The 21692-nt window shown below is 71.3% G+C and carries 19 protein-coding genes; 1 reads left to right on the forward strand and 18 read right to left on the reverse strand.

Going from position 1 to position 21692, the window contains the following annotated elements; all coding sequences use genetic code 11:
- The 8 genes from Leucomu_RS09025 to Leucomu_RS09060 all read right to left on the reverse strand — a co-directional run bounded on the left by Leucomu_RS09025 (position 1) and on the right by Leucomu_RS09060 (position 8011).
- Entirely contained in the window at positions 1–684 is a 684-nt protein-coding gene (locus tag Leucomu_RS09025; protein ID WP_031290131.1) for a DivIVA domain-containing protein, read from the reverse strand.
- A 91-nt stretch (positions 685–775) separates the two neighbouring features.
- The gene (locus Leucomu_RS09030; protein WP_017884518.1) at positions 776–1069 is read right to left on the reverse strand and encodes a YggT family protein; all 294 of its coding nucleotides are present in this window, start codon (positions 1067–1069) and stop codon (positions 776–778) included.
- 3 nt (positions 1070–1072) lie between these two features.
- Positions 1073–1582: a cell division protein SepF gene (locus tag Leucomu_RS09035; RefSeq protein WP_041205663.1), complete on the reverse strand. Its 510-nt coding sequence runs from the start codon at positions 1580–1582 to the stop codon at positions 1073–1075.
- A gap of 31 nt (positions 1583–1613) precedes the next feature.
- Positions 1614–2321 carry a YggS family pyridoxal phosphate-dependent enzyme gene (locus Leucomu_RS09040; protein ID WP_128387007.1) on the reverse strand — a complete coding sequence of 236 codons (708 nt, stop codon included), beginning with the start codon at positions 2319–2321 and terminating at the stop codon, positions 1614–1616.
- 5 nt (positions 2322–2326) lie between these two features.
- Positions 2327–3568: a cell division protein FtsZ gene (ftsZ, locus tag Leucomu_RS09045; RefSeq protein WP_128387008.1), complete on the reverse strand. Its 1242-nt coding sequence runs from the start codon at positions 3566–3568 to the stop codon at positions 2327–2329.
- 139 nt (positions 3569–3707) lie between these two features.
- Positions 3708–5021 carry an FtsQ-type POTRA domain-containing protein gene (locus Leucomu_RS09050; RefSeq protein ID WP_128387009.1) on the reverse strand — a complete coding sequence of 438 codons (1314 nt, stop codon included), beginning with the start codon at positions 5019–5021 and terminating at the stop codon, positions 3708–3710.
- Between the two features lie 32 nt (positions 5022–5053).
- Positions 5054–6493, reverse strand: a complete 1440-nt coding sequence (gene murC / locus Leucomu_RS09055; protein WP_128387010.1) for a UDP-N-acetylmuramate--L-alanine ligase — start codon at positions 6491–6493, stop codon at positions 5054–5056.
- 315 nt (positions 6494–6808) lie between these two features.
- On the reverse strand, positions 6809–8011 hold the full coding sequence (locus tag Leucomu_RS09060; protein ID WP_128387011.1) for an MFS transporter: 1203 nt from the start codon (positions 8009–8011) through the stop codon (positions 6809–6811).
- A gap of 601 nt (positions 8012–8612) precedes the next feature.
- On the opposite strand from Leucomu_RS09060, the gene Leucomu_RS09065 reads away from it, so the two are divergent.
- The gene (locus Leucomu_RS09065; protein ID WP_017884511.1) at positions 8613–9278 is read left to right on the forward strand and encodes an endonuclease domain-containing protein; all 666 of its coding nucleotides are present in this window, start codon (positions 8613–8615) and stop codon (positions 9276–9278) included.
- 459 nt (positions 9279–9737) lie between these two features.
- Here Leucomu_RS09065 and Leucomu_RS09070 read toward each other — a convergent pair whose 3' ends face one another.
- From Leucomu_RS09070 to mraZ, 10 genes are all read right to left on the reverse strand, one after another.
- Entirely contained in the window at positions 9738–10814 is a 1077-nt protein-coding gene (locus Leucomu_RS09070; RefSeq protein WP_128387013.1) for a UDP-N-acetylglucosamine--N-acetylmuramyl-(pentapeptide) pyrophosphoryl-undecaprenol N-acetylglucosamine transferase, read from the reverse strand.
- A complete protein-coding gene (gene ftsW / locus Leucomu_RS09075; protein ID WP_228407047.1) occupies positions 10811–11971 on the reverse strand; it encodes a putative lipid II flippase FtsW in 1161 nt (386 codons plus the stop codon). Before ftsW ends, Leucomu_RS09070 begins: the two co-directional genes overlap by 4 nt.
- Positions 11972–12042: 71 nt before the next feature.
- The gene (gene murD, locus Leucomu_RS09080) at positions 12043–13575 is read right to left on the reverse strand and encodes a UDP-N-acetylmuramoyl-L-alanine--D-glutamate ligase (RefSeq protein ID WP_194294542.1); all 1533 of its coding nucleotides are present in this window, start codon (positions 13573–13575) and stop codon (positions 12043–12045) included.
- 11 nt (positions 13576–13586) lie between these two features.
- Positions 13587–14672: a phospho-N-acetylmuramoyl-pentapeptide-transferase gene (mraY, locus tag Leucomu_RS09085; protein ID WP_128387015.1), complete on the reverse strand. Its 1086-nt coding sequence runs from the start codon at positions 14670–14672 to the stop codon at positions 13587–13589.
- Positions 14669–16090: a UDP-N-acetylmuramoyl-tripeptide--D-alanyl-D-alanine ligase gene (locus Leucomu_RS09090; RefSeq protein ID WP_128387016.1), complete on the reverse strand. Its 1422-nt coding sequence runs from the start codon at positions 16088–16090 to the stop codon at positions 14669–14671. Before Leucomu_RS09090 ends, mraY begins: the two co-directional genes overlap by 4 nt.
- A complete protein-coding gene (locus tag Leucomu_RS09095) occupies positions 16087–17643 on the reverse strand; it encodes a Mur ligase family protein (protein ID WP_128387017.1) in 1557 nt (518 codons plus the stop codon). The genes Leucomu_RS09090 and Leucomu_RS09095 overlap by 4 nt, the downstream gene beginning before the upstream one ends.
- A 26-nt stretch (positions 17644–17669) precedes the next feature.
- Positions 17670–19466, reverse strand: coding sequence for a peptidoglycan D,D-transpeptidase FtsI family protein (locus Leucomu_RS09100; protein WP_128387018.1), 1797 nt, complete (start codon positions 19464–19466; stop codon positions 17670–17672).
- Between the two features lie 56 nt (positions 19467–19522).
- Positions 19523–20119, reverse strand: a complete 597-nt coding sequence (locus tag Leucomu_RS09105; RefSeq protein ID WP_017884503.1) for a hypothetical protein — start codon at positions 20117–20119, stop codon at positions 19523–19525.
- Positions 20116–21102 carry a 16S rRNA (cytosine(1402)-N(4))-methyltransferase RsmH gene (rsmH, locus tag Leucomu_RS09110; protein WP_128387019.1) on the reverse strand — a complete coding sequence of 329 codons (987 nt, stop codon included), beginning with the start codon at positions 21100–21102 and terminating at the stop codon, positions 20116–20118. The genes Leucomu_RS09105 and rsmH overlap by 4 nt, the downstream gene beginning before the upstream one ends.
- A gap of 12 nt (positions 21103–21114) precedes the next feature.
- Entirely contained in the window at positions 21115–21546 is a 432-nt protein-coding gene (mraZ, locus tag Leucomu_RS09115; RefSeq protein WP_017884501.1) for a division/cell wall cluster transcriptional repressor MraZ, read from the reverse strand.
- Positions 21547–21692: the final 146 nt, after the last annotated feature.

The raw sequence follows: 21692 nt of genomic DNA on the forward strand, positions 1-21692 counted from the left end.
CTACTGCAGACCGTCGGGCGCGCCGGCGGGCTCGGGCGAACCGTCGAGGCCGCGCAGCTGCGACTGGATGTAGGAGCGCAGCGTGGAGCGGTACTCGGACTCGAACTGGCGCAGCTCCTTGATCTTGAACTGCAGATCGCCGCGCTCTTCGCCGAGCACGCGCAGCTCTTCGGCGCGCTGCTTCTGCGCCTCCTCGACGAGGTGCTTCGCGGTGCGCTCGGCGTCCTCGATCATCTGGTCGCGCTTCTGCTCAGCCTCGCTGATGAGGCGGTCGCGCGTGCTCTCGCCCTCCTGCACATGCTTGTCGTGCAGTTCGAGCGCGAGCTGCAGCATGGCGCTCGACTTGACGGCGTCGGGCTGCGGGTGCGCCGAGGTCTCGGGGGCGGAGGCCTGGGCCTCGACGACCGGCGCCGGGGCGGCCGGCTTGGGCGCGTCGACCACGATCGTCTGCTCGGAGGCGTCGCCAGAATCGTCGGAGTCGCCGCCCTTGCGGGCCTCGCACTCGGCGAGCTTCGCGGTGAGCTCCTCGATCTGCGCGCGCAGCTCGGTCTTCTCCTGCTCGTGCTGGCGCAACTCCTCGACGATCGTGTCGAGGAAGTCGTCGACCTGATCGAGATCGTATCCGTCGCGGAACTTGGTGATCGTGAACTTCTGGTTCACGACATCTTCAGGAGTCAGGGCCATCGTTTACGTCTCTTTCAGTTCGGGACCACTCGCGTGGTCATGGAACAACGCTAGCAAATAATGTCCGGTTCGCGCAGGAAGTGGCTCCTCGCTACCAGCCGGGGATGATCGCGAGCAGGATCCAGCACGACAGGAGGGCGAGCATCCAGCCGAGGTCGAGGGCGATCTGGCCGATGCGGATCGGGGGCAGCAGCTTGCGGAACATCTTGATGGGCGGATCCGTGACGGTGTAGACGAGCTCCACCAGCACCGCGAGGACGCCGCGCGGGCGGAAGTTGCGGTTGAGCACCAGGATCCAGTCGAGCACGAAGCGTCCCCAGAGCACGAAGATGTAGATGCGGAGCGCTACCCGCAGCACGGTTCCGATCGCGAAGACGATCTCCACCGCTTACGCCGAGGGTGCCACGAAGAACGAGCCGCTGTCCTGCTGACGCGAGTCGTCGCCGCCGACCTCGATGTGCTCGGGCGAGAGCAGGAACACCTTGCTCGTGACGCGCTCGATGCGTCCGTGCAGGCCCATGGTGAGCCCGCTCGTGAAGTCGATGAGGCGCTTGGCGTCGCCCTCGTCCATGCGCGACAGGTTGATGATGACCGGCAGCCCCTCGCGGAAGTTCTCGGCGATGACCTTCGCGTCCTTGTACTCGGTGGGGTGCACCGTGAGGATCTCGTTCATGGGCTGCTGCGCCGGCTGCTTGGTGGGCGTGACCCGGCGCAGCGGGGTGACCGAGGCGCGCTGGGGCGCCGGTCGGGCCGGCTCGGGCTTCGCGGCCGCCGGGGCGGACGACTCCTTCGCGGTCGAGCGGGGAGCCGCGGGCTGCTGCGACGCGGCGTTCTGCTCCTCGAGGTCCTCCTCGGCGAGGCCCAGGAACACCATGGTCTTCTTCAGTGGGTTGCTCATCATCTCTCCCAACGCGTGCGGTGCTTCGAGGCTACCTGGGGTCCGGGCGTTTTCCGGTGATTGCGCTGCCGATTCGCAGGTGTGTCGCTCCGGCTGCGACGGCCTCGGGGTAGTCGTGGGTCATGCCCGCGGAGATCGCGGTCGCCTCGGGGTCGAGCCGTCGCAGCCGCTCGGAGTAGTCGCGCAGTCGCGCGAAGGCCGAGGCGGGCGGTTCTTCCTCGGGCAGCGGGGCGACGGCCATCACGCCGCGCAGTCGCAGCGCTGGCGTCTCGAGCACGCGCTCGGCGATCCGCTCGATCTCGTCGGGGGCGGCGCCGCCGCGGCCGGGGTCGTCGGTGAGGTTGACCTGCACGAACGCCTCGACGGGCCGGTCGACCTCGGCCGTCGCGAGCGCGTCGACGAGTCGCTCGCGGTCGATCGAGTGGATCGCGCTCGCATAGCGCGCGGCCTGCCTGGCCTTCTTGGTCTGCAGCTGGCCGATGAAGTGCCAGTCGAGTTCGAGCGCGGCGAGCTCCTCCGCCTTGGCCTGGGCCTCCTGGTGGCGGTTCTCCCCCACGTCTCGCACGCCGAGCTGCGCGAGCGCGGCGACGAGCGCGGCGGGGTGGAACTTGGTCACCACGATGAGGGTGACCTCCTCGGGGTCGCGGGCGGCGGACCGGCACGCGTCGGCGATGCCCTGCCGCACCGAGACCAGCCGCTCGCCGAGCCCGGGAAACTCCGCGAAGTCGACGTCGCCCACGCCGCCTACCTCAGGAACTCGGGGATGTCGAGGTCGTCGTCATCGCCGTCGAAGGCGGGGTCGGGCAGCTGTGCCTCGACGGGCGGGTTCGAGAGCACCTCGCCGAACTGGCCGGTGGGCGGGTTCTGCGACTCGGAGGCGCGCTCGCCCGCGGCGTTGAAGCCCTTGAAGCCGAGGCCGGTGGCCTCGCCGTTCGCGACGGCCGCGGCGGTGCCGGCGACCGGCGCGGGCACGTCGTCGATGCTCTCGACATGGCTGCCGCGGCGGCCTCGCTGCTCGGAGGACTGCACCTGCGGCGAGGGCTCGGTGTCGAAGCCCGCCGCGATCACGGTGACGCGCACCTCATCGCCGAGCGTGTCGTCGATGACGGTGCCGAAGATGATGTTCGCCTCGGGGTGCACGACGTCCTGCACGAGCGTCGAGGCCTCGTAGATCTCGCTGAGGGCGAGGTTCGAGGATCCCTGGATCGACAGCAGTACGCCGTGCGCGCCCTCGACGGAGGCCTCGAGCAGCGGCGAGGCGACGGCGAGCTCGGCGGCTTTGATCGCGCGGTCGGCGCCTCGGGCGGATCCGATGCCCATGAGCGCCGCGCCGGCTCCCTGCATGACCGATTTGACGTCGGCGAAGTCGAGGTTGATGAGGCCGGGGGTGGTGATGAGGTCGGTGATGCCGGAGACGCCGGCGAGCAGCACCTGGTCGGCGGCGGCGAAGGCCTCGATCATACTGATGCCGGGCTCGCTGATGTCGAGCAGGCGGTCGTTGGGGACGACGATCAGGGTGTCGACGGCCTCGCGCAGGGTGTGCACGCCGGCGTCGGCCTGGGCCGCGCGGCGCTTGCCCTCGAAGCTGAAGGGGCGGGTGACCACGCCGATGGTGAGGGCGCCGATCGACTTGGCGATCCGCGCCACGACCGGGGCCGCACCCGTGCCGGTGCCGCCGCCCTCGCCCGCGGTGACGAAGACCATGTCGGCGCCGGAGAGCGCCTCCTCGATCTCCTCGGCGTGATCCTCGGCGGCGCGACGGCCCACCTCGGGATCGGCGCCGGCGCCGAGACCGCGGGTGAGCTCGCGCCCGATGTCGAGTTTGACGTCGGCGTCGCTGAGCAGCAGCGCCTGGGCGTCGGTGTTGACGGCGATGAACTCGACGCCGCGCAGGCCGAGCTCGATCATGCGGTTGACGGCGTTGACGCCGCCGCCGCCGACACCGACGACCTTGATCACCGCGAGGTAGTTCTGGTTGCCTGACACGTAGATCCCCTCCAACCTTCAACCTCTAGCTGAAGTTAAAAGTTAGTATTGCCGTATACATTTCCTGCGCACAACGGTATGGGCCAGCGCACTCCGAGCGCCGCAGACACGCCGCGCGGATCCGAGCAATTCGATCCGATCAGCGGAAGACGGGCGCCTCGGCCGACGACACGTCGATGTGCGCGACACCGCGATCCGCGAGCGCCACGAGCATCCGCGAGAGCACCTCCGCCTTGTAGCGCGTGCGGTCCGCATCGCCCCACAGCACCTCGACGCCGCTCGAGAGCGTGAACGTCACGTCCTGCGCGCTCGACCCCGTCACCGACACGATCTGCGCTCGCAGCTCGGCCGGCATGTCGCGCAGCGCGTGCCCCGCCGACCGGAAGGCGTCCGACGAGAAGTCGGTCACGGCCCCGACGGCCACCGGCGCACCGGCCGGCGGCGCCTCGGACGACGCCAGCAGCACGCCCGCCGAGTCGTAGACCGAGAAGCCCGCATCGCCCTGCACCGAGATCACCGGCACGCGCTCCTCGATCCGCACCACGAGGGTGTGCGGCGGCACGCGCTCGACGGCGTAGTGCTGGATCATCGGGAACGGCTCGAGCGCGCGGTGCACCTCCGCGTCGTCGACGAGTGCCAGCGGGCGGCCGTCGAAGCGCGCCAGCGCCTGCTCGACCTCGGCCTGGTTCACGTTCACCGCGCCGACCACCTGCATTTCGCGCACCGCCATCATCGGGGTGAACGCCCCCGCGACGACGAACAGCGCGAGCGCCGCGACCGCTCCGAGCGCGATCAACCAGTTGCGGCGCTTGCGTCGGCTGTCGGCCGAGAAGCGTCGCCGCTCCGACCGCAACTGGGCGCGATGCTGCCGCTCGGCATCGCGCAGGCGGCGCTCGGCCGCGCGCACGGGGTCGGTGTCCCGGTCGGCGCGCAGGCGGGAGAGCGAGAACCGCGCAGCGGGACCGGCGCGCACGAGAGCGCCGCGATCCGGATCACCCTCGGTCGAGGCGGAATCCGAAGCGGGATCGGCATCGAGCCGAACGCCGCTCCGCTCGGCGGCGTCCGCCGACGCGGGCCTGAACTCCGGGCTCGCCCGCGCTTCCTCGGCGACCTCCCTCGCCTCGCGCACCTCGCTCAGATCGACCGTGGGCGCCAGCGCCGGATCCCTCTCGGGGACCCCGGCGGCGCTCCGGGTTGCGTCGGGGCCGGGCGGGGCGGAGGGATCGACGGAGGCGGGATCCTCGGAGCCGCGATCCTCGCCCGCCCGACCCTGCCGGACCGGGTCGATCGTGGGCGATCCCGCCCGCCCGCCCGCGCGACTCAGCCGACGCCTCAGCAGCGAGGAACGCTCCTGCGCCTCAGCGCCCGGGCGCTCGGACTCGGGTCCGGGCGCGCCCGGCTCGGGCTCCCCTCCCCGCTCGGGAAGGCGGTCGAACCCGCTCGGTCGCTTCATCGATCAGCCCGCCTCGCCACGCGACCGCTCCCCTACTCGCCCGCGGGCTCGAAGCGGTCGCGCAGCGCGGCCACCACCTGCGGGATGATCCGGTAGACCGTGCCGCAGCTCATCGTCACCATCACGTCGCCGGGGCGCGCGATCTCGGCGAGGTAGTCGGCGGCGTCCTGCCAGTCCGGGCGGTAGGCGACCCGGCTCTGATCGGCGAAGTCGTCGGCGACGAGAGCGCCCGTGACGCCCTCCACCGGGTCCTCGCGCGCGCCGTCGACCGCGATCACCACGGTGTGGTCGGCGCCCGTCTCGAGCGCCTCGGCGAACTCGCGGTGGAACAGCTTCGTGCGGCTGTAGAGGTGGGGCTGGTGGATCGCGATGAGCCGCCCCTCCTCGCCGACCACGGCGCGCGCCGAGTCGAGCAGCGCCGACACCTCGGTGTGGTGGTGGGCGTAGTCGTCGTAGACCCGCACCCCGCCGACCTCGGCGTGGAACTCGAAGCGGCGCTTCGTGCCGCCGAACCCGGCGATCGCGGCGAGCGCGGCGCCCGCCTCGAAACCGAGCCCCGTGAGCACCGCGAGCGCGCCCACGGCGTTGACCGCGTTGTGACGGCCGTAGACCGAGAGCTGCGCCTCGTGGCGCTCGACCGCGCCGTCGGCGCCCGCGAGCTCGACGGCGAAGCGCACGGGGCCCGAGGCGTCGATCGAGACGATGCGCACGTCGGCGTCGGCGTGCTCGCCGAAGGTGCGGATCGGGGCCGTTCCGCTTCCCTCCCGCAGCGCGGCGAGCACCTCGGCCGCGCCCGGGTCGTCGGACGAGACCACGATCTGCTCGCGGGCGCCTCGCGCGAAGTCGACGAACGCCTGCATGAACGCCTCGCGCGAGCCGTAGAAGTCGAGGTGCTCGGGATCGACGTTCGTGATGAGCGCGATGGCCGTGTCGTAGAGCAGGAACGACTTGTCGCTCTCGTCGGCCTCGATCACGAAGAGGTCGTCGGCGCCCGGGCCCGAGCTCACGCCGAGCGACTCGATGATGCCGCCGTTCACGAAGGAGGGGTCGGCGCCGAGACCCAGCAGGCCGGTGACGATCATGCCGGTCGAGGTGGTCTTGCCGTGAGCGCCCGCCACCGAGACCACGCGCTTGCCGCGGGCGAGCCAGGCGAGGGCCTGCGAGCGGTGCAGCACCGGCAACCCCCTCGAGAGTGCGAGCTGGTACTCGGGGTTGTCCTGCCAGAGCGCCCCCGTGACCACCAGAGTGTCGGCATCGCCGACGTTCGCGGCGTCGTGACCGATGCTCACCCCGATGCCGAGCTGCTCGAGCGCCTCCGTCGAGTAGTTGGCGCTGCGATCGGATCCCGTCACCGGCACGCCGGCCTGGTGCATCATGCGCGCGATGCCGCTCATGCCCGAGCCTCCGATGCCGACGAAGTGCACGCGGCCGAGCTCGTCGGGGATCTGCATCTCGAGATCGGGGTAGATCATCTGGCCTCCTCAGATAGACACTCCAGCGTACCGCTTTCGAGGGACGGCTCACTGAGATCGCGGCGGCCAGTCGGCACCCGCCGGTCTTTCGGTTCTCCCGCGTTTTTCGGAGCTGCGGCGGGTGATCCGGTCCGAGACAGCGGTGAGCTCCGAAGAACGCGACGACCGATCGGGGCTGGATCCCCGCGGCGAGGATCCGGCACGGGGATCCGGCGGGGATCCGGCGCGGATCCGGGGCGGATCCGGGGCGGATCCGGATCGCGGCTCCGCCCCGGCCGGGTCGCGGGAGCCCGGGGCGCGCCGACCGGATCCGGATCACTCCCTCAGCGAGCGCTCCGCCTCGGGCTTCGGCACGAGCGGCACCGCGAGCGCCGGTGCCGCGGCGGCGAGCGCGAGCGCGGCCGGCACTCCGAGCGCGCCGATGAGGGCGCCCACGACCGGCCCGACGGCGGCCGCGGCGAGGAACTGTCCGGTGTTCTGGATCCCGAGCGCGCGACCGGCCCAGGCGGGCCCCGCGATCTCGGCGACGGCGGTGAAGGCGAGGCCGTTGTCGGCCACGCTCACGCAGCTCGCCAGCAGATAGGCGACCGCGGCGGGGATGCTCCACTCGGCCCAGCCGAACGCGGCCGCGAGCAGCATCGCCGCGATCGCCGCGATCGCGACGAGCCGCAGCGGCCCGAGCCTCGACATGGCGCGGTCGCTCCACGCGCCCACCACGATGCGGCAGGCGGCTCCGGCGAACTGCGACGCTGCGACGAGGGCGCCCGCGGCGAGCGCGCTCCAGCCGAAGCCGACGGTGAACCAGACCAGACCGAAGGTCGACAGCGCAAACTGCGGCACCACGAGCAGCATCGAGACCGCGTGGATGCGCACGAGCGTCGACGACGCCCGGTAGGGGCTGGCCTGCGCGGCCAGCGCCCCGCGCGCCGCGCGCCGCGGGTCGCGCACGGCGAACGCGCACAGCACGAGGCTCAGCGCGCTCAGCACGCCGCCGAGCGCGAGGGCGGGCCCGATGCCCCAGGCCTCGGCGAGCGGCGGCACGCCGAGCGCAGCGACCGCCATGCCGAGCGGCTGGCAGGTCTGCCGGATGCCCATGGCCAGCCCGCGCCGCTCGGGCGGGAACCAGCCGGTGATGAGCCGCCCGCTGGCGCTGTTCGTGCAGGCGGAGACGGCGCCGCTCGCGACGAACGCGACGCCGAGCGCGGCGAAGCCGTGCACCGCCGTCGACGCGGCGACCACGGCGACCGTCAGCGAGAGGCCGACCAGGATCACGCGCCGCTCCCCGAAGCGGTCGGTCGCGGCGCCCCACGCCACGAGCGACAGCACCAGCCCCAGGTTGGGGGCTCCGGCGAGCAGGCCCGCGGCGGCGAGGCTCATCCCCTCGCGCTCGAGCATGTGCGGGATCAGGAACGCGGGAGCCGCTGCGACGACGGTGGTGGCGGCCTGCGCCACCACCATGGCGCCGAGCATGCACCACAGGGCGACGGGGATGGGCTGGCGGGCAGACGGCTGCTGCATGGGGGTCTCCGGTCTCGGCGGGTGTGGACCGGCACGACGACGCTGCCGCTGACGGGGAGCCGGTCGGTTCAGACCCCGTTGCGGCGGCGAAGAAGCTGCGCGCGAGACATGGTGACGATCCTACTGCAGGCCCGCGGCTCCTCCGCGCCGTCGCGATGCGCGCTGCACGATGCGCGAGAGCCGGGGTCGACGGATCCCGATCCGCCTCTCGTTCTTCGGGCCTCGCCCGTTTCTCGGATGAAACCCGGCGACTTGGTCCGAAACAACGGCTCGGTCCGAAACAACGGTTGGGCCCGAATCACCGGTAGCGGGACCGGCGTCCTCGCCGCACGGCACTCCGCTCACATCGGAGGTCTGCGCGACGGATCCTTCATGCTGTCCACAGATTGCGGGAATACCCCCAAGGCGACGCGATTCGTGGGGCACGCTCGAAGGCATGGCACTCACAGAACTCCTCCGGCGCAGCGGCGGAATCACCCGCACGTCAGTCCTCCTTCGGGCCGGGGTGACCCGCGGGGAGCTCCGATCGGCCTTCTCGAACGGACAGGTCCGAAGACCGCGAAAGGGATGGGTCGCCCTCCCCGGTGCCGACCCCGAACTGATGACCGCGGCGCGTCGGGGTCTGCTGTTGACCTGCGTCTCCCAGGCCGCACGCGCCGGGCTCTGGGTCCTCGCGGCCCCCAGGCATCCCCACTACGCGCCTCCGAATCCGCACAGCCACGTCGTGACCGGGCCCGGAGTGGTGCACTGGCGGGCACCGCCGGTGCCCCGCGCGCCCGGCCAACTGGAGGATCCGCTGGAGAACACGCTCGTGCTGGTAGCCGAGTGCCAGCCGTACGAGGCCTCCCTCGCGATCGTAGAGTCCGCGCTGAACCAGGGGCTGACCTCGATTCCGGCGCTGGATCTCCTCCCGTCCCCACGTCTGCGGGCCCTCCTGAAGAAGGCCACGCCCTTCGCGGACTCCGGGGTGGAGACCATCTTCAGATCCAGACTGGGGTGGCTGCGCATCCCGATCCGGGTGCAGACCCACCTGAGCGGGCACCGCGTCGACGTGCTCATCGGCGAGCGCTTGATCGTGCAGGTCGACGGCAAGCAGCACTCGGGCGCTCAACGTGACGGCGATATCCTGCACGACGCCGAGTTGAGGCGTCAAGGCTACGAGGTGATCCGCGTGACCTACTCGCTCGTCGTGCACCGTTGGGAACTGGTGCAGGAGGCCGTGCTCTCGGCGATCGCGCGGGGGTTGCATCTTCGGCGGTCGGCGTGACATCACTCAGGCTCACACGGAGCCTCCTATCAGGCGCACACGGACCCTCGTCTTCGGCGCACACCGAGCGCTGCTCTCCGGAGTGCACCGAGCACTGCTCTCCGGAGTGCACCGAGCACTGTTCCGCGGAGTGCACCGGGCCGTTCTGCGGCACGCACCGGGCCGTTCTGCGGCACGCACCGGGCCATTCTGCGGAGCACGCCGTTGGTTCGGATCGAATCCCGCGATCCGGTCCGAACCAACGGCGTGCTCCGAAGGAGGGGGCCGGGTCGGCAAGCGTCGGTTGGGCCGCTGAGACTGCCGCCGCGACAGCAAAGCGTCCGCCGGGACAGCAAAGCACCGGTCGGACCGGCAACACGCCGGTCGGGCCTGCAGAACTCCGGTCGGGGCAGCGAAACGCCGGTCGGGGCAGCAGGGCCGCGGCCTCGGCGGCGAAGCGCCGGCCTGAGGGAACCCGCCTCAGCGGGCCTCGAGCGCCTCCCGCACGAGCGCGAGCAGGCGCTCGGTGCCGTCGAGCGCTCCGGCGCCGCGGGCCCGCTCCGCCATGTCCGCGAGGCGTGCGTCGTCGCCCACGAGCGGGATCAGCGTGCCGCGCACCCACTCCGGGGTCAGCTCGGCGTCCTCGACCAGCAGCGCGCCGCCGGCCGCCACGACGCCGGCCGCGTTGAAGCGCTGTTCGCCGTTGCCGTGGCTGTACGGCACGAAGACGGCGGGCACGCCGAGCCCGGCGAGCTCGCTCACGGTCGTCGAGCCGGCGCGCGACACCGCGAGGTCGCACGCGGCGAGCGCGAGATCCATGCGGTCGCAGTACGGCACCACCGTGTATCCGGGCACGCCCGGATCCTCGACCTCGGTGAGCCCGCCCCAGATGTGCAGCACCTGGATGTCGGCATCGACGATCTCGGCCGCCGATCCCGAGACGCCTCGGTTGATGGCGCGCGCGCCGAGCGACCCGCCGGTGACGAGCAGTGTTCGCTTCTCGGGGTCGAGGCCGAAGTGCTCGCGCGCAGCGGCGCGCAGCCCCTCGCGATCGAGGCCCGTGATCTCGGGGCGCAGCGGCATGCCGGTCACGCGCGCACCCGGGATCGGGGTTCCCTCGAAGGTGACGCCCACGTAGGGAGTGCTGCGCGCGCCCAGCTTGTTCGCCATGCCCGGCTTCGCGTTGGCCTCGTGGATCACGACGGGCACGCCCTCCTTGGCGCCGGCGCGATAGGCGGGAGCCGAGGCGTAGCCGCCGAACCCCACCACCACGTCGATGGAGCGGTCGCGGATCAGCGCGCGGGTCTCGCGCACCGCGCGCGCGAACCGCGCCGGGAAGCGCAGGGCCGCGACGTTCGGGCGCCGCGGGAACGGCAGCCGCTCGATGTGCACGAGCTCGTAGCCGCGCTCCGGCACGAGCCGGGCCTCGAGCCCCTCGCGCGTGCCCAGCACGACGATCTCGGCGCCGGGCTCCTCGGCCCGGATGAGGTCGGCGAGGGCGAGCAGGGGGTTGACGTGGCCCGCGGTGCCTCCGCCCGCGAGCAGATAGCTGGTCATCGTATGCCTCGGTTCCTTCCTCGTGCGGGGGCGGCGGCCTCGAGCTCCGCCTGGTACTGCGCGCCGTCGCGCGCGATCGAGATGACGACGCCGATCGCCGCGAGACACGCGATGAGGGCGGTTCCGCCCGCGCTGATGAGCGGCAGCGGCACCCCCAGCACGGGGAACACGCCGATGACCACACCGATGTTCACGAAGGCCTGCCCCACGATCCACACCATGATGCCGCCGACGACGGCCTTGCCGAAGCGATCCCGCGCGCGGGAGATCACGCGCAGCATCACGACCGTCAGCACGATGAACAGCACGATCACGAGCAGTGCGCCGATGAGGCCCAGCTCCTCGCCGATGATCGCGAAGATGTAGTCGTTGTCGGCGGCGGGCAGCCACGACCACTTCGCCTTCGAGTTGCCGAGGCCCACGCCGAAGAGCCCGCCGCTCGCGAGCGCCCACATGCCGTGCGTCGACTGCCAGTCGATGCCGCTGTAGTCGTCGGTGCCGCCGGCGTGACTGAGCAGGCGCTGCATGCGGTTGGGGCTCGTGATGACGAAGAGCACGACCGCGAGCGCGCCGCCGCCGGCGGTGACCCCGAGCGTCTTCCAGCTGATTCCGCCGAAGTACATGGCCCCGAACACCATCGCGGCCATGATGAGCACGGTGCCGAGATCGCGCCCGAGCAGCACGACGCCCAGCGCGAGCACGGCGCCGGGCACGATGATGGGGATGATCTCGTGCCGCATCTGCCCGAGCAGCGGCTCCTTGCGCTGCAGCACCGCACCCACCCACACCACGAGCGCGAGCTTGAGCGCCTCGGAGGGCTGCGCGCCGAAGCCGCCGATCTGGATCCAGTTGCGATTGCCGTACACCTCGATGCCGAGAGGCGTGAACACGAGCAGCTGCAGTGCGATGCCGAGACCGAGCAGAACCCACGCCCAGCGCTTCCAGAACACCACGGGCATCGCGGCGGCGATCAGCATGAGCGGGATGCCGATGAGCGCGAACGAGGCCTGGCGCCAGAACCCGCCGAAGAAGCCCTGATCGTCGAGATACGACGTGATCGACGACGACGAGAGCACCATGATCAGGCCGAAGCCGACGAGCAGCAGCGTGATCGCGTACAGCGCCGCGACCGTGGGGTCGGATCCCGTGCGCAGCATGGCGCCGAGGCTGATCCGGGCCTGACCGGGCGCGCGCCCCCGGGATTCCGTCGATTCGGGCGCCACGCCGATCACTCCAGTTCGCGCACGGCCGCCTGGAACTGGCGGCCACGATCCGGGTAGTCCTTGAACTGGTCCATCGATGCGGCGGCGGGGGCGAGCAGCACCGTGTCGCCCTCGGTCGCGAGCGACGCGGCGGCCTGCACCGCGCGGGTCATCACCTCGCCGGCGCGGCCGGCCTCGACGGTTTCGCGCGCCTCGGCATCGTCGGAGATCTCGATGCGGGGCACGTCGGGTGCGTGCCGCTCGAGAGCCGTGAGCACGTCGTCGCGCTCGGCGCCGATCACGACGACGCCGCGCAGGCGGTGGGCGTGCTCGGAGACGAGCTGGCCGATGTCGACGCCCTTGAGCAGGCCGCCCACGATCCAGACCACCCGCCGCAGGGCGCGCAGCGAGGCGTCCGCGGCGTGGGCGTTCGTGGCCTTCGAGTCGTCGATCCACTGCACGCCGTCGTGCTCGCCGAGCAGCTGGGCGCGGTGGGCGTCCGGCGTGAAGTTCAGGATCGCGTGGGCGATCTCGGCGGGCTCGACGCCTCGGGAGCGGGCGAGGGCGCTCGCCGCGAGCACGTTCTGCACCATGTGGGGGGCGGCGATGCCGCGCTCGGCGAGTTCGGCGACGGTCACGAGCTCGTAGGCCTCGGCGCGTCGCTCGGCGTGGAAGCCGCGGTCGATCAGGATGCCCTCGACCACGCCGAAGCCGCTCGGCGGGGGCGAGTCGAGGCCGAAGCTGACGGCTCGGGCGCCCTCGACCACGTCGGCCTCCTCGACCATGCGCTCGGTCTCGGCGTCGGCCCGGTTGTAGACGCACGCGACCTGGGTGTGCTCGTAGACCTTCGCCTTCGCCGCCCAGTAGGCCTCCGGGCCGCCGTGCCAGTCGAGGTGGTCGTCGGCGAAGTTGAGGCAGGCGCTCGCGTAGGGCGAGATCTCGCCCAGACGCTCGAGCTGGAAGCTGGAGAGCTCGACGACGATCGCGTCGTAGCCCTGCGGGTCGCGCAGTGCATCGAGGATCGGGGTGCCGATGTTGCCGGCGGGGGTGGCCCGCAGGCCGCCGGCCACGAGCATGTGGGCGGTGAGCTGCGTGGTGGTGGTCTTGCCGTTGGTGCCGGTGATGCAGATCCAGTCGGCCACTCGCGGGGTCTTGTCACGCAGCCGCCAGCCGAGCTCGATGTCGCCCCACACGGGGAGGCCGCGCTGGGCCGCCCACGCCGTGAGGGGGTGGTCCGGCCGGTATCCCGGCGAGACGACGACGAGGTCGGGGCCGAAGGCGGCGAGGTCGCCGAGCTGCTCGGGATTGCTCTCGGCGCAGAACCGCTCCGCGCCGATGACGTCGAGCAGTCGCTCGCGATCCGGATCCGGCGCGCCGTAGACGACGCGCACGCGGGCGCCGAGCTCGACCAGGGTGTCGGCGACCGAGAACCCGGTGACTCCGAGGCCGAGCACCGCGACCCGCAGGCCGCGCCAGTCGTCGTGCCAGCTCGAGAGCGCGAGCACGCGCTCCGTGGTCCACTGGGTCTGGTTCACGTCGTCCCCCGCTGTCTCCGTCATGCCGTTCTCCGTCACTGCTGCAGCAGCCACTCGCCGTAGAAGGCGCCCACGCCCGCGATCGCGAACAGGCCGGCGACGATCCAGAACCTCACCACCACCGTCACCTCGGCCCAGCCTTTGAGCTCGAAGTGGTGATGGATGGGGCTCATCAGGAAGATGCGCCGGCCCTTCGTCACCTTGAAGTAGAGGCGCTGCAGAATCACCGAGCCGGTCTCGATGATGAAGAGGCCGCCGACGAGCAGCAGCAGCAGCTCGGTGCGGGTGAGGATCGCGAACGCGGCGATCGCACCGCCGATGGCCATCGACCCGGTGTCGCCCATGAACACCTTGGCTGGGTTCGTGTTCCACCAGAGGAAGCCGGCGACGCCGCCGAGGAACGCGGCCGCGATGACGGCGAGGTCCATGGGATCTCGCGTGGCGTAGCAGCCGAGCTCGCCCGCGGTCGCGGCGCAGCTCTGCGCCGACTGCCAGAAGCCGATGACGAGGTAGGCGCCGAACGCGAAGATGGCCGAGCCCGCCGCGAGACCGTCGAGGCCGTCGGTCACGTTCACGGCGTTGGTCGTCGCGGTGACGATCACCATGATCCAGATGATGAAGAGGCCGATGCCGAGGATCGGGCCGAGCACCGTGAAGTCGAACGGCAGGTCGCGGAACACCGAGATGTGCGTCGAGATCGGCGTGACGCCGGCCTCGTTCGCGAAGCGCAGGCCGAGCAGCGCGAAGGCGACGGCGATCGCGACCTGACCGGCGATCTTCGCCCAACCGTTCAGGCCGGCCGAGTTCTGCAGCCGGGCCTTCATGAAGTCGTCGACGAAGCCGACGAGGCCGGCGCCCACGGCCATGAGGATCACGAGCAGGGCCGAAGGCGACGGCGTCTCGCCCATCACGAGTTTGCCCACGAAGTAGGCGATGACCGAGCCGGAGAGGAAGATGAGGCCGCCCATGGTGGGGGTGCCCCGCTTCACCTCGTGCTCCTTCGGGCCGTCGACCCGGATCGGCTGGCCCCAGCGCAGACGGTTGAACCCTCGCACGAACAGCGGCGTGAGCAGCAGCGAGTAGAGCAGCGAGAAGCCGCCCGCGATCAGCAGCGCGATCATGCGTAGGCCTCCCCGAGTCGGTCGCCGAGCGATTGCAGGCCCGCCGCATTGGACGATTTCACGAGCACGGTGTCGTTCGGCCGCAGCGTGCTCGTCAGGTAGTCGTAGGCCTCGCCGCGGGTCTCGAAGAACACGCTCTCGCCGTCCCACGATCCCTCGTTGATGGCGCTGATGTGCAGGTGGCGCGCGTCGGCGCCGACGACGACCAGCTCGGAGATGCGCAGTCGCACGGCCTGCAGGCCGATGCGGATGTGCTCCTCGATCGAGTACTCGCCGAGCTCGCTCATCGCGCCGAGCACGGCGACGGACCGGCCGTCGGGCCTGCGCACCTGAGCGAGGGTGCGCAGCGCGGCGCTCATCGAGTCCGGGCTCGCGTTGTAGGCGTCGTTGATGATCGTGACGCCGTCGCGGCCGCCGAGCACCTGCATGCGCCCGGGCGCCGCGAGCGTCGCGGCTTCGAGGGTCTCGACGACCTCGGCGAGCGGGAGGCCGAGCTCGAGGCCGACCGCCGCGGCGGCCAGCGCGTTCATGACGTGGTGTTCGCCGAGCACGCGGAAGCGCACGGGCAGCGACGCGGTCTCGCCGTTCGCGAGCGGGGCGTGCAGGGTGAAGCGGGTGCCCTCGGCGGAGGAGTCGACGTCGCTCGCGCGCACGTCGGCGTCGGGGTGCAGGCCGAACCAGCGCACGCGGGCGCGGGTGAGTTCGGCCATCTGCGCGACGCGGGGATCGTCGCGGTTGAGCACGGCCACCGCGTCCTCGGGCAGATCGCGCACCATCTCGCTCTTCGTGCGGAACGTGGTCTCGATGCCGCCGAACTCTCCGGCGTGGGCGAGGCCGACCGAGAGCACCACGCCGATGTGCGGAGGCGCCATGGCCGTGAGGCGGGCGATCTCGCCCTCGGCGCTCGCACCCATCTCGGCGACGAGCGTGCGCGTGGCCCCGTCGACGCGCAGCATGGTGAGCGGGCCGCCGACCTCGTTGTTGAACGACTTCGCCGACGCTACGGTCGGGCCGAGCCGCTGCGCCATCTCGGCGACGAGGTTCTTGGTGGTCGTCTTGCCGTTGGATCCGGTGATGCCGACGATCGTCAGGTCGCCGAGGTCGCGCACCCGGCGCACGACCTCGGTCGCGAGGGCCCCGAGCGCGTCGGTCGCGTCGTCGACGACGATCTGCGGCACCCGATCGTCGAGCTCGCGCTCGACGACGAGCAGCGCGGCGCCCGCTTCGACGGCCTTGCCCGCGAAGAGGTGGCCGTCGGTCTCCTCGCCGCGGCGGGCGAAGAAGATCTGGCCGGGCCGCACCTCGCGCGAATCGGTCTGCGACTCCCCCGCGACCACGGCCGCGGGATCGGCGCCCTCCGGTCCGGCAAGCCGCCCGCCGGTCGCGCGCGCGACCTCTTCCAGCGTCAGTTCAATCACGGAAGCAATCCTGCCTCGCGGAGCGCGCCGCGTACCTCATCACGCGCCGAGTACGGCAGATGCTGACCGGCGACTTCCTGGTAGTCCTCGTGTCCGGGACCGGCATACAGAATAACGTCCCCTGCTCGGGCGAGCGAAATGGCGAGGCGGATCGCCGCCCTGGGGTCGCCCTCCTCGATCACCTCCGCGCGCTTCGCCGAGCGGGCGCCCTCGATGAGCTGGGCGCGGATCGCCTCCGGCGGCTCCGACCTCGGGTGGTAGTCGCAGACGATCACGGTGTCGGATCCGGCCCCGGCGATCCGCCCCATCTCCTCGCGCTTCGAGGTGTCGCGGTCGCCGTCGGCGCCGAACAGGAAGACGATCCTGCCGGGGGCGACCTCTCCGAGCGCATCGAGCATCGCTTCGAAGGCGCCCGGAGTGTGGCCGTAGTCGACGTAGAAGCGCGGGCCCTGCGCGTCGGGCGCGGACATCAGCTCGAGCCGCCCCGGGATGTAGACCGGGATCCGGCCGCGCTCGAGCCCGGCCTCGACCTGCGCGAGCGGGATGCCTGCCTCGTGGAGCATGATGAGGGCGAGCGCGGCGTTCTCGGCCATGAACCGGCCGAAGACGGGCACACTGCCCCGGAAGTGCGCGCCGGCAGGCCCCTGCAGCACGAACGACACCCCGTCGATCGTCTGCCGGGTGATCGCGAGATGCCAGTCGGCGTCCTGCCCGTACTCGGTCGCGAGCCTCGTGACGGGGATGCGCGATTCACGGGCGATGCGCTGCCCGTAGGGAGAGTCGACCACCACGACGCCGCGCTCGGCGTGCTCGGGGGCGAAGAGCGCGAGCTTCGCCGCGAAGTAGCTCTCCATGTCGCCGAAGTCGTCGAGGTGGTCCTGCGAGAAGTTGTTGAAGGCCACCACGTCGAATCGCACGCCGTCGATGCGGTGCCGCTCCACGGCGTGCGCCGAGACCTCGATGGCGACGCCGTCGACGCCCTTCTCACCCATGCGTGCGAGCAGCGCGTGCAGTTCGGGCGCCTCCGGGCTCGTGAGGTCGGAGACGATCACCTCGTCGCCGATGCGCCGCTCGGCCGTCGAGCTGAGGCCCGGCGTGAAGCCGGCCGCCCGCAGCAGCTCGGCGAGCAGGTAGACCACGCTCGTCTTCCCGTTCGTGCCGGTGATGCCGAACACCTTGGCGCCGAAGTCGCCCGTGGCGTAGACGCTCGCCGCCACCTCGCCGAGGATCTCGCGCGGGTTCTGCTCCGATACGAGGATCGGCAGCGCGGATCCGGTCTCGCGGGCGATCCCGGCCCCCTCGGCATCGGTGAGCAGCGCCACCGCCCCGGCGGCCTCGGCCTGCCGGGCGAAGGAGGCGCCGTGGCGGCGCGCACCGGGCAGGGCCGCGTAGAGGTCGCCGGGCCGCACGTCGCGGGAGTCGAGGGTGACGCCGTTCGCGGCGAGACCCGCCGTCTCACCGCGCGGTTCGAGGGCGAAGCGCACCGCCAGCTCGTCGAGCCTGACGGGTGCGGGGTGCTGCGGTCGGATGCTCAGGGCATCTCCGGTACTCACTGCGGGGGCCTCCTGCGGGCGTCTGGTCAGTACTCCGTGGGGAGCGGTTCGAAGGTGCCCGTGGAGGGCGGGATTCGGAAGGTGCGGATCGTCGCCTCGGCTGCCTCGCGGAACGCCGTGAGGGCCGCGACGCTGCCGTCGCCCGCCGACGGGAATGCTATCGATGCTACCGCGACGTACCGGGGATCGTCGGCGGGGAAGATGCCCGCGAAGGAGTGCACGTAGTCGGTGCGGTAGCGCCCGGTATCCGGATCCACCTGCTCGGCGGTTCCGGTCTTGCCCGCGATGCGGTAGCCGGGGATCGCGACGATGTCGTTGTACCAGCCCTCGGTCACGACGGTCTCGAGTATCTGCATCATCTGCGCCGAGGTGTCCTCGGAGACGGCGCGCTGCGATTCGCCGTGGTCGAGCTCGGTGCGCTCTCCCTCGCCGTCGGTGCAGCTGCGCACGAGGCTCGGCGGCACGCGCACGCCGCCGTTCGCGATGGTCTGGTACACGCCCGCGGTCTGCACGATGGTCGACGAGAGGCCCTGACCGAAGGTGGTGTTGTACGAGGTCTGCCGGTCCCACTGCTCGGGCGCGTAGAGCATGCCCGAGTCCTCGACCGGTAGGCCGGCCTGCGTACCGATGCCCACGCCGAAGCGCTGCAGGTAGTCGTAGCGCACCTCGGGGGCGAGCATCGTGCCGAGCGTCGCCGTGCCCACGTTCGACGACTGCGTGAGGATACCGGTGAGCGTCCACTGCATCGGCGGGTGGTTGAAGGAGTCGCCGAAGCGCACGCCGGGCTCGGGCTCGAGGTAGTCGGGGGTGAGGTTGCGCGTGTACGGTGTGGCGACGCCCTGATCGATGAGGGCCGCCGCCGTGATCGTCTTGAAGGTCGAGCCGGGCTCGTAGGGGGAGGTGAAGGATCGCGCCTCGCGTTTCGCCGGGTCCGAGGCGTCGACGTCGTTCGGATCGACCGAGCCGTCCTCGGCGACGGCAACCAGCTCGCCCGTCTTCACGTCCATGACCACGAGCAGCCCCCAGTCGGCCGCCACGCGCTGCACCTGCGCGTTGATGGCCTGCTGCGCCTCCCACTGCAGGTCGAGGTCGATGGTGAGGTCGACGGTGCCGCCGTCGACGGCCTTCTCGGTCACGACGACGCTGCCCGGAAGCGCCACGCCGTCGGCGCCGCGCTCGTAGGTCTCCTGGCCGTCGACGCCAGTGAGGCACTCGTCCTGCGACACCTCGACGCCCGAGAGCGGCACCCCCTCGAAGCCGTTGAAGCCGATCAGGTTGCCGGCCACCGCGCCGTTCGGGTAGTCGCGGGTGTGGTGCTGGTCGAAGGTCAGCCACGGGATCTGCAGCTTCTTGAGCTTGTTGAGCGTCGGCAGGTCGATGCCGCGCTTCACGTAGGCGAAGTCCGACTTCGGGTTCTCCGCGAGCGCGTCGTCGACGATCTTCTGGATCTCCTCGGAGGACTGCCCGGTGATCGCTCCGATCTCGGCGAACGCATCCTTCGCGGTCACGGTGACCGTGCCCACGCCGCGCTCGAGGTCCGGGCGGGGGAACTTGCCGCCGTTCAGCTTCGTGTTCTTCGGCGAGAGCTGCACGTCGTAGCGCTCATCGGTCGTCGCGAGCACCTCGCCGTCGCGGTCGACGATGTCGCCGCGCACGCTCGGGATCTTGACCGGCACGGCGCGCTTGTCGCGCGCATCCTCGTTCAGCGCGGCGGCGGACACCATCTGCACGTCGACGAGGCGCACGAGGAAGACGAGGGCCGCCACGACGATGATCGCGAGCGCGATCGTGCGCCTCAGAGCGGCGCCGCGGAGTGGTCGCATCTTCCGTCTCCCTCTCGTACGCGGTATTCAGTCGGGTCCCGTCAGCGGTTCGCCGCTCAGCGGGTCTCCGGTGCGGGCAGCTTGCCCTTCCAACGTACCGGCGGATCGATGGGCTCCTGCTGCGCACCGCCGACCGCGCTGCGGGGAACCAGCAGGCCCTCGGCGTCGACGACGGGCATCGACTCCAGCGTCGAGTTCGGCACGAGGTTGCCGCGCACCTCGGAGGTGGGCGAGTCGAGGGCGCCGAGCACCGCGCCGTCGCTGAGGCGCAGCGTAGCCGGCCTGGAGTTCTGCACCATGCCGAGCGCCGCGGCGTTCTCGGCGAGGTTCTGAGGCGACGAGAGCTTGTCGACGTGCTGCGCGAGCACCCGCTCGACGCGGGCGAGATCCCGCTGCTCGATCTCGAGCGCGCGGGCCTCGTAGGCCCCCTGGGAGATCGCGATGCTCAGTCCGAGCTGGGTCGCGAGGATCACGAGGATCACGCCCACGGCGACGAGCCCGCCGATGAGCGGGCTCGCCATGCGTCGCTTGACCGCTCTCGGAGACTCGGCGATGCGCAGGTGGCGCTCACCGGCGCCCGGGCGGGCGGGAGCGGTCGCCGGAGCACCGCTTGCGGGGGCGGCGTCGAATCGGATCGGAACCGTGCTGTTCATCGCACCTCCCTCGTACGCTCAGCGGCTCGCAGCCGCACCGGGATCGCCCGCGGATTGCGGGCCCGTTCTGCTTCGTCGGCGAGTTCGGCGCCGCGGGTGAGCAGGCGGAACTCGGGTCGGTGCTCGGGCAGCTCGACCGGAAGCCCGGGAGGGGCGGTCGACTTGCTGCGCCTCGCGAGCTCGCGCTTCACGAGGCGGTCCTCGAGCGACTGGTAGGACATGATCACCGCGCGCCCGCCGAGGCCGATCAGGTCGAGTGCGGCGGGGATCGCTCGCTCGAGCACCGCGAGCTCGCCGTTCACCTCGATGCGCAGCGCCTGGAAGACGCGCTTCGCCGGGTGGCGCTGATCCCGCACCGCCGCGGGCGTGGCCCGCTGCAGCACCTCGACCAGCTGGCCGCTACGCTCGATCGGCGCCTCGGCCCGCGCCGCGATGATCGCGCGGGCGTAGCGGGCCGCGAGCGGCTCCTCTCCGTAGCGCTCGAAGATCGCCCGCAGGCGGCCCTCGGGGGCCGACGCGAGCACCTCGGCCGCGGTCTCTCCGCGGCTCTGGTCCATGCGCATGTCGAGCGGAGCGTCCTGCGCGTAGGCGAAGCCGCGGTCGGCCTCGTCGAGCTGCAACGACGAGACGCCCAGGTCGAACAGCACGCCGTCGATGCGGTCGAAGCCTGCGTCGCGCACCGCTCCTCCGATCTCGTCGTACACGGCGTGCACGCGGATGACGCGGTCGCCGAACCGTTCGAGCCGACGGCCCGCGAGTGCGAGGGCCTCAGTGTCGCGGTCGAGCCCGATGACGGTGAGCGCGGGGTGGGCTTCGAGCATGGCCTCGGTGTGACCGCCCATGCCGAGGGTGGCGTCGACGACCACGGCGCCGGGCCGCTCGAGCGCGGGCGCGAGCAGTTCGAGGCAGCGCTCGAGCAGCACGGGCACGTGCAGCTCGCTCGCATCCCGCTCGTCGTGGTGGGTGTTGTCGTGCTGAGTCATGACGCGTCCGGGCTAGAACATGCCCGGGATCACCTCCTCCTCGATGTCGGAGAAGGCCGATTCCTGCTCGGTCAGGTAGGTCTGCCAGGCCTCGGCGTCCCAGATCTCAGCGCGGCTCCCCGCGCCGATCACGGCGAGTTCGCGGTCGAGGCCGGCGTACTCGCGCAGGGCCTGCGGAATGGTGATGCGGCTCTGTTTGTCGGGCGTCTCGGGGTGGGCGCCGGAGAGGAACACGCGCAGATAGTCGCGCGCCTGCTTCGAGGTGACGGGCGCCTGCCGGATGCGGTCGTGCATCTCGGCGAACTCGCTCTCGCTGAAGACGTAGAGGCAGCGCTCCTGCCCGCGGGTGATGACGAGGCCTTCGGCGAGCTCGTCGCGGAACTTGGCGGGGAGGATCAGCCGGCCCTTCTCGTCGAGGCGGGGCGTGAAGGTACCGAGAAACACGGATCCCCCCTCTCGCCGACTCGACTGTGGAATCCCACACTACTCCACTTTCCTCCACTTCAGTGATCTTTCTCTCCACCGAGCCGCCACCCTTGGCCCAAAGGACCACAACTCCGGTGAAATACCGGGCCTCCCGGCGACACTCC

It is taken from the genome of Leucobacter muris (genome assembly GCF_004028235.1).
In the GTDB taxonomy this organism is placed as follows: Bacteria; Actinomycetota; Actinomycetes; order Actinomycetales; family Microbacteriaceae; genus Leucobacter; species Leucobacter muris.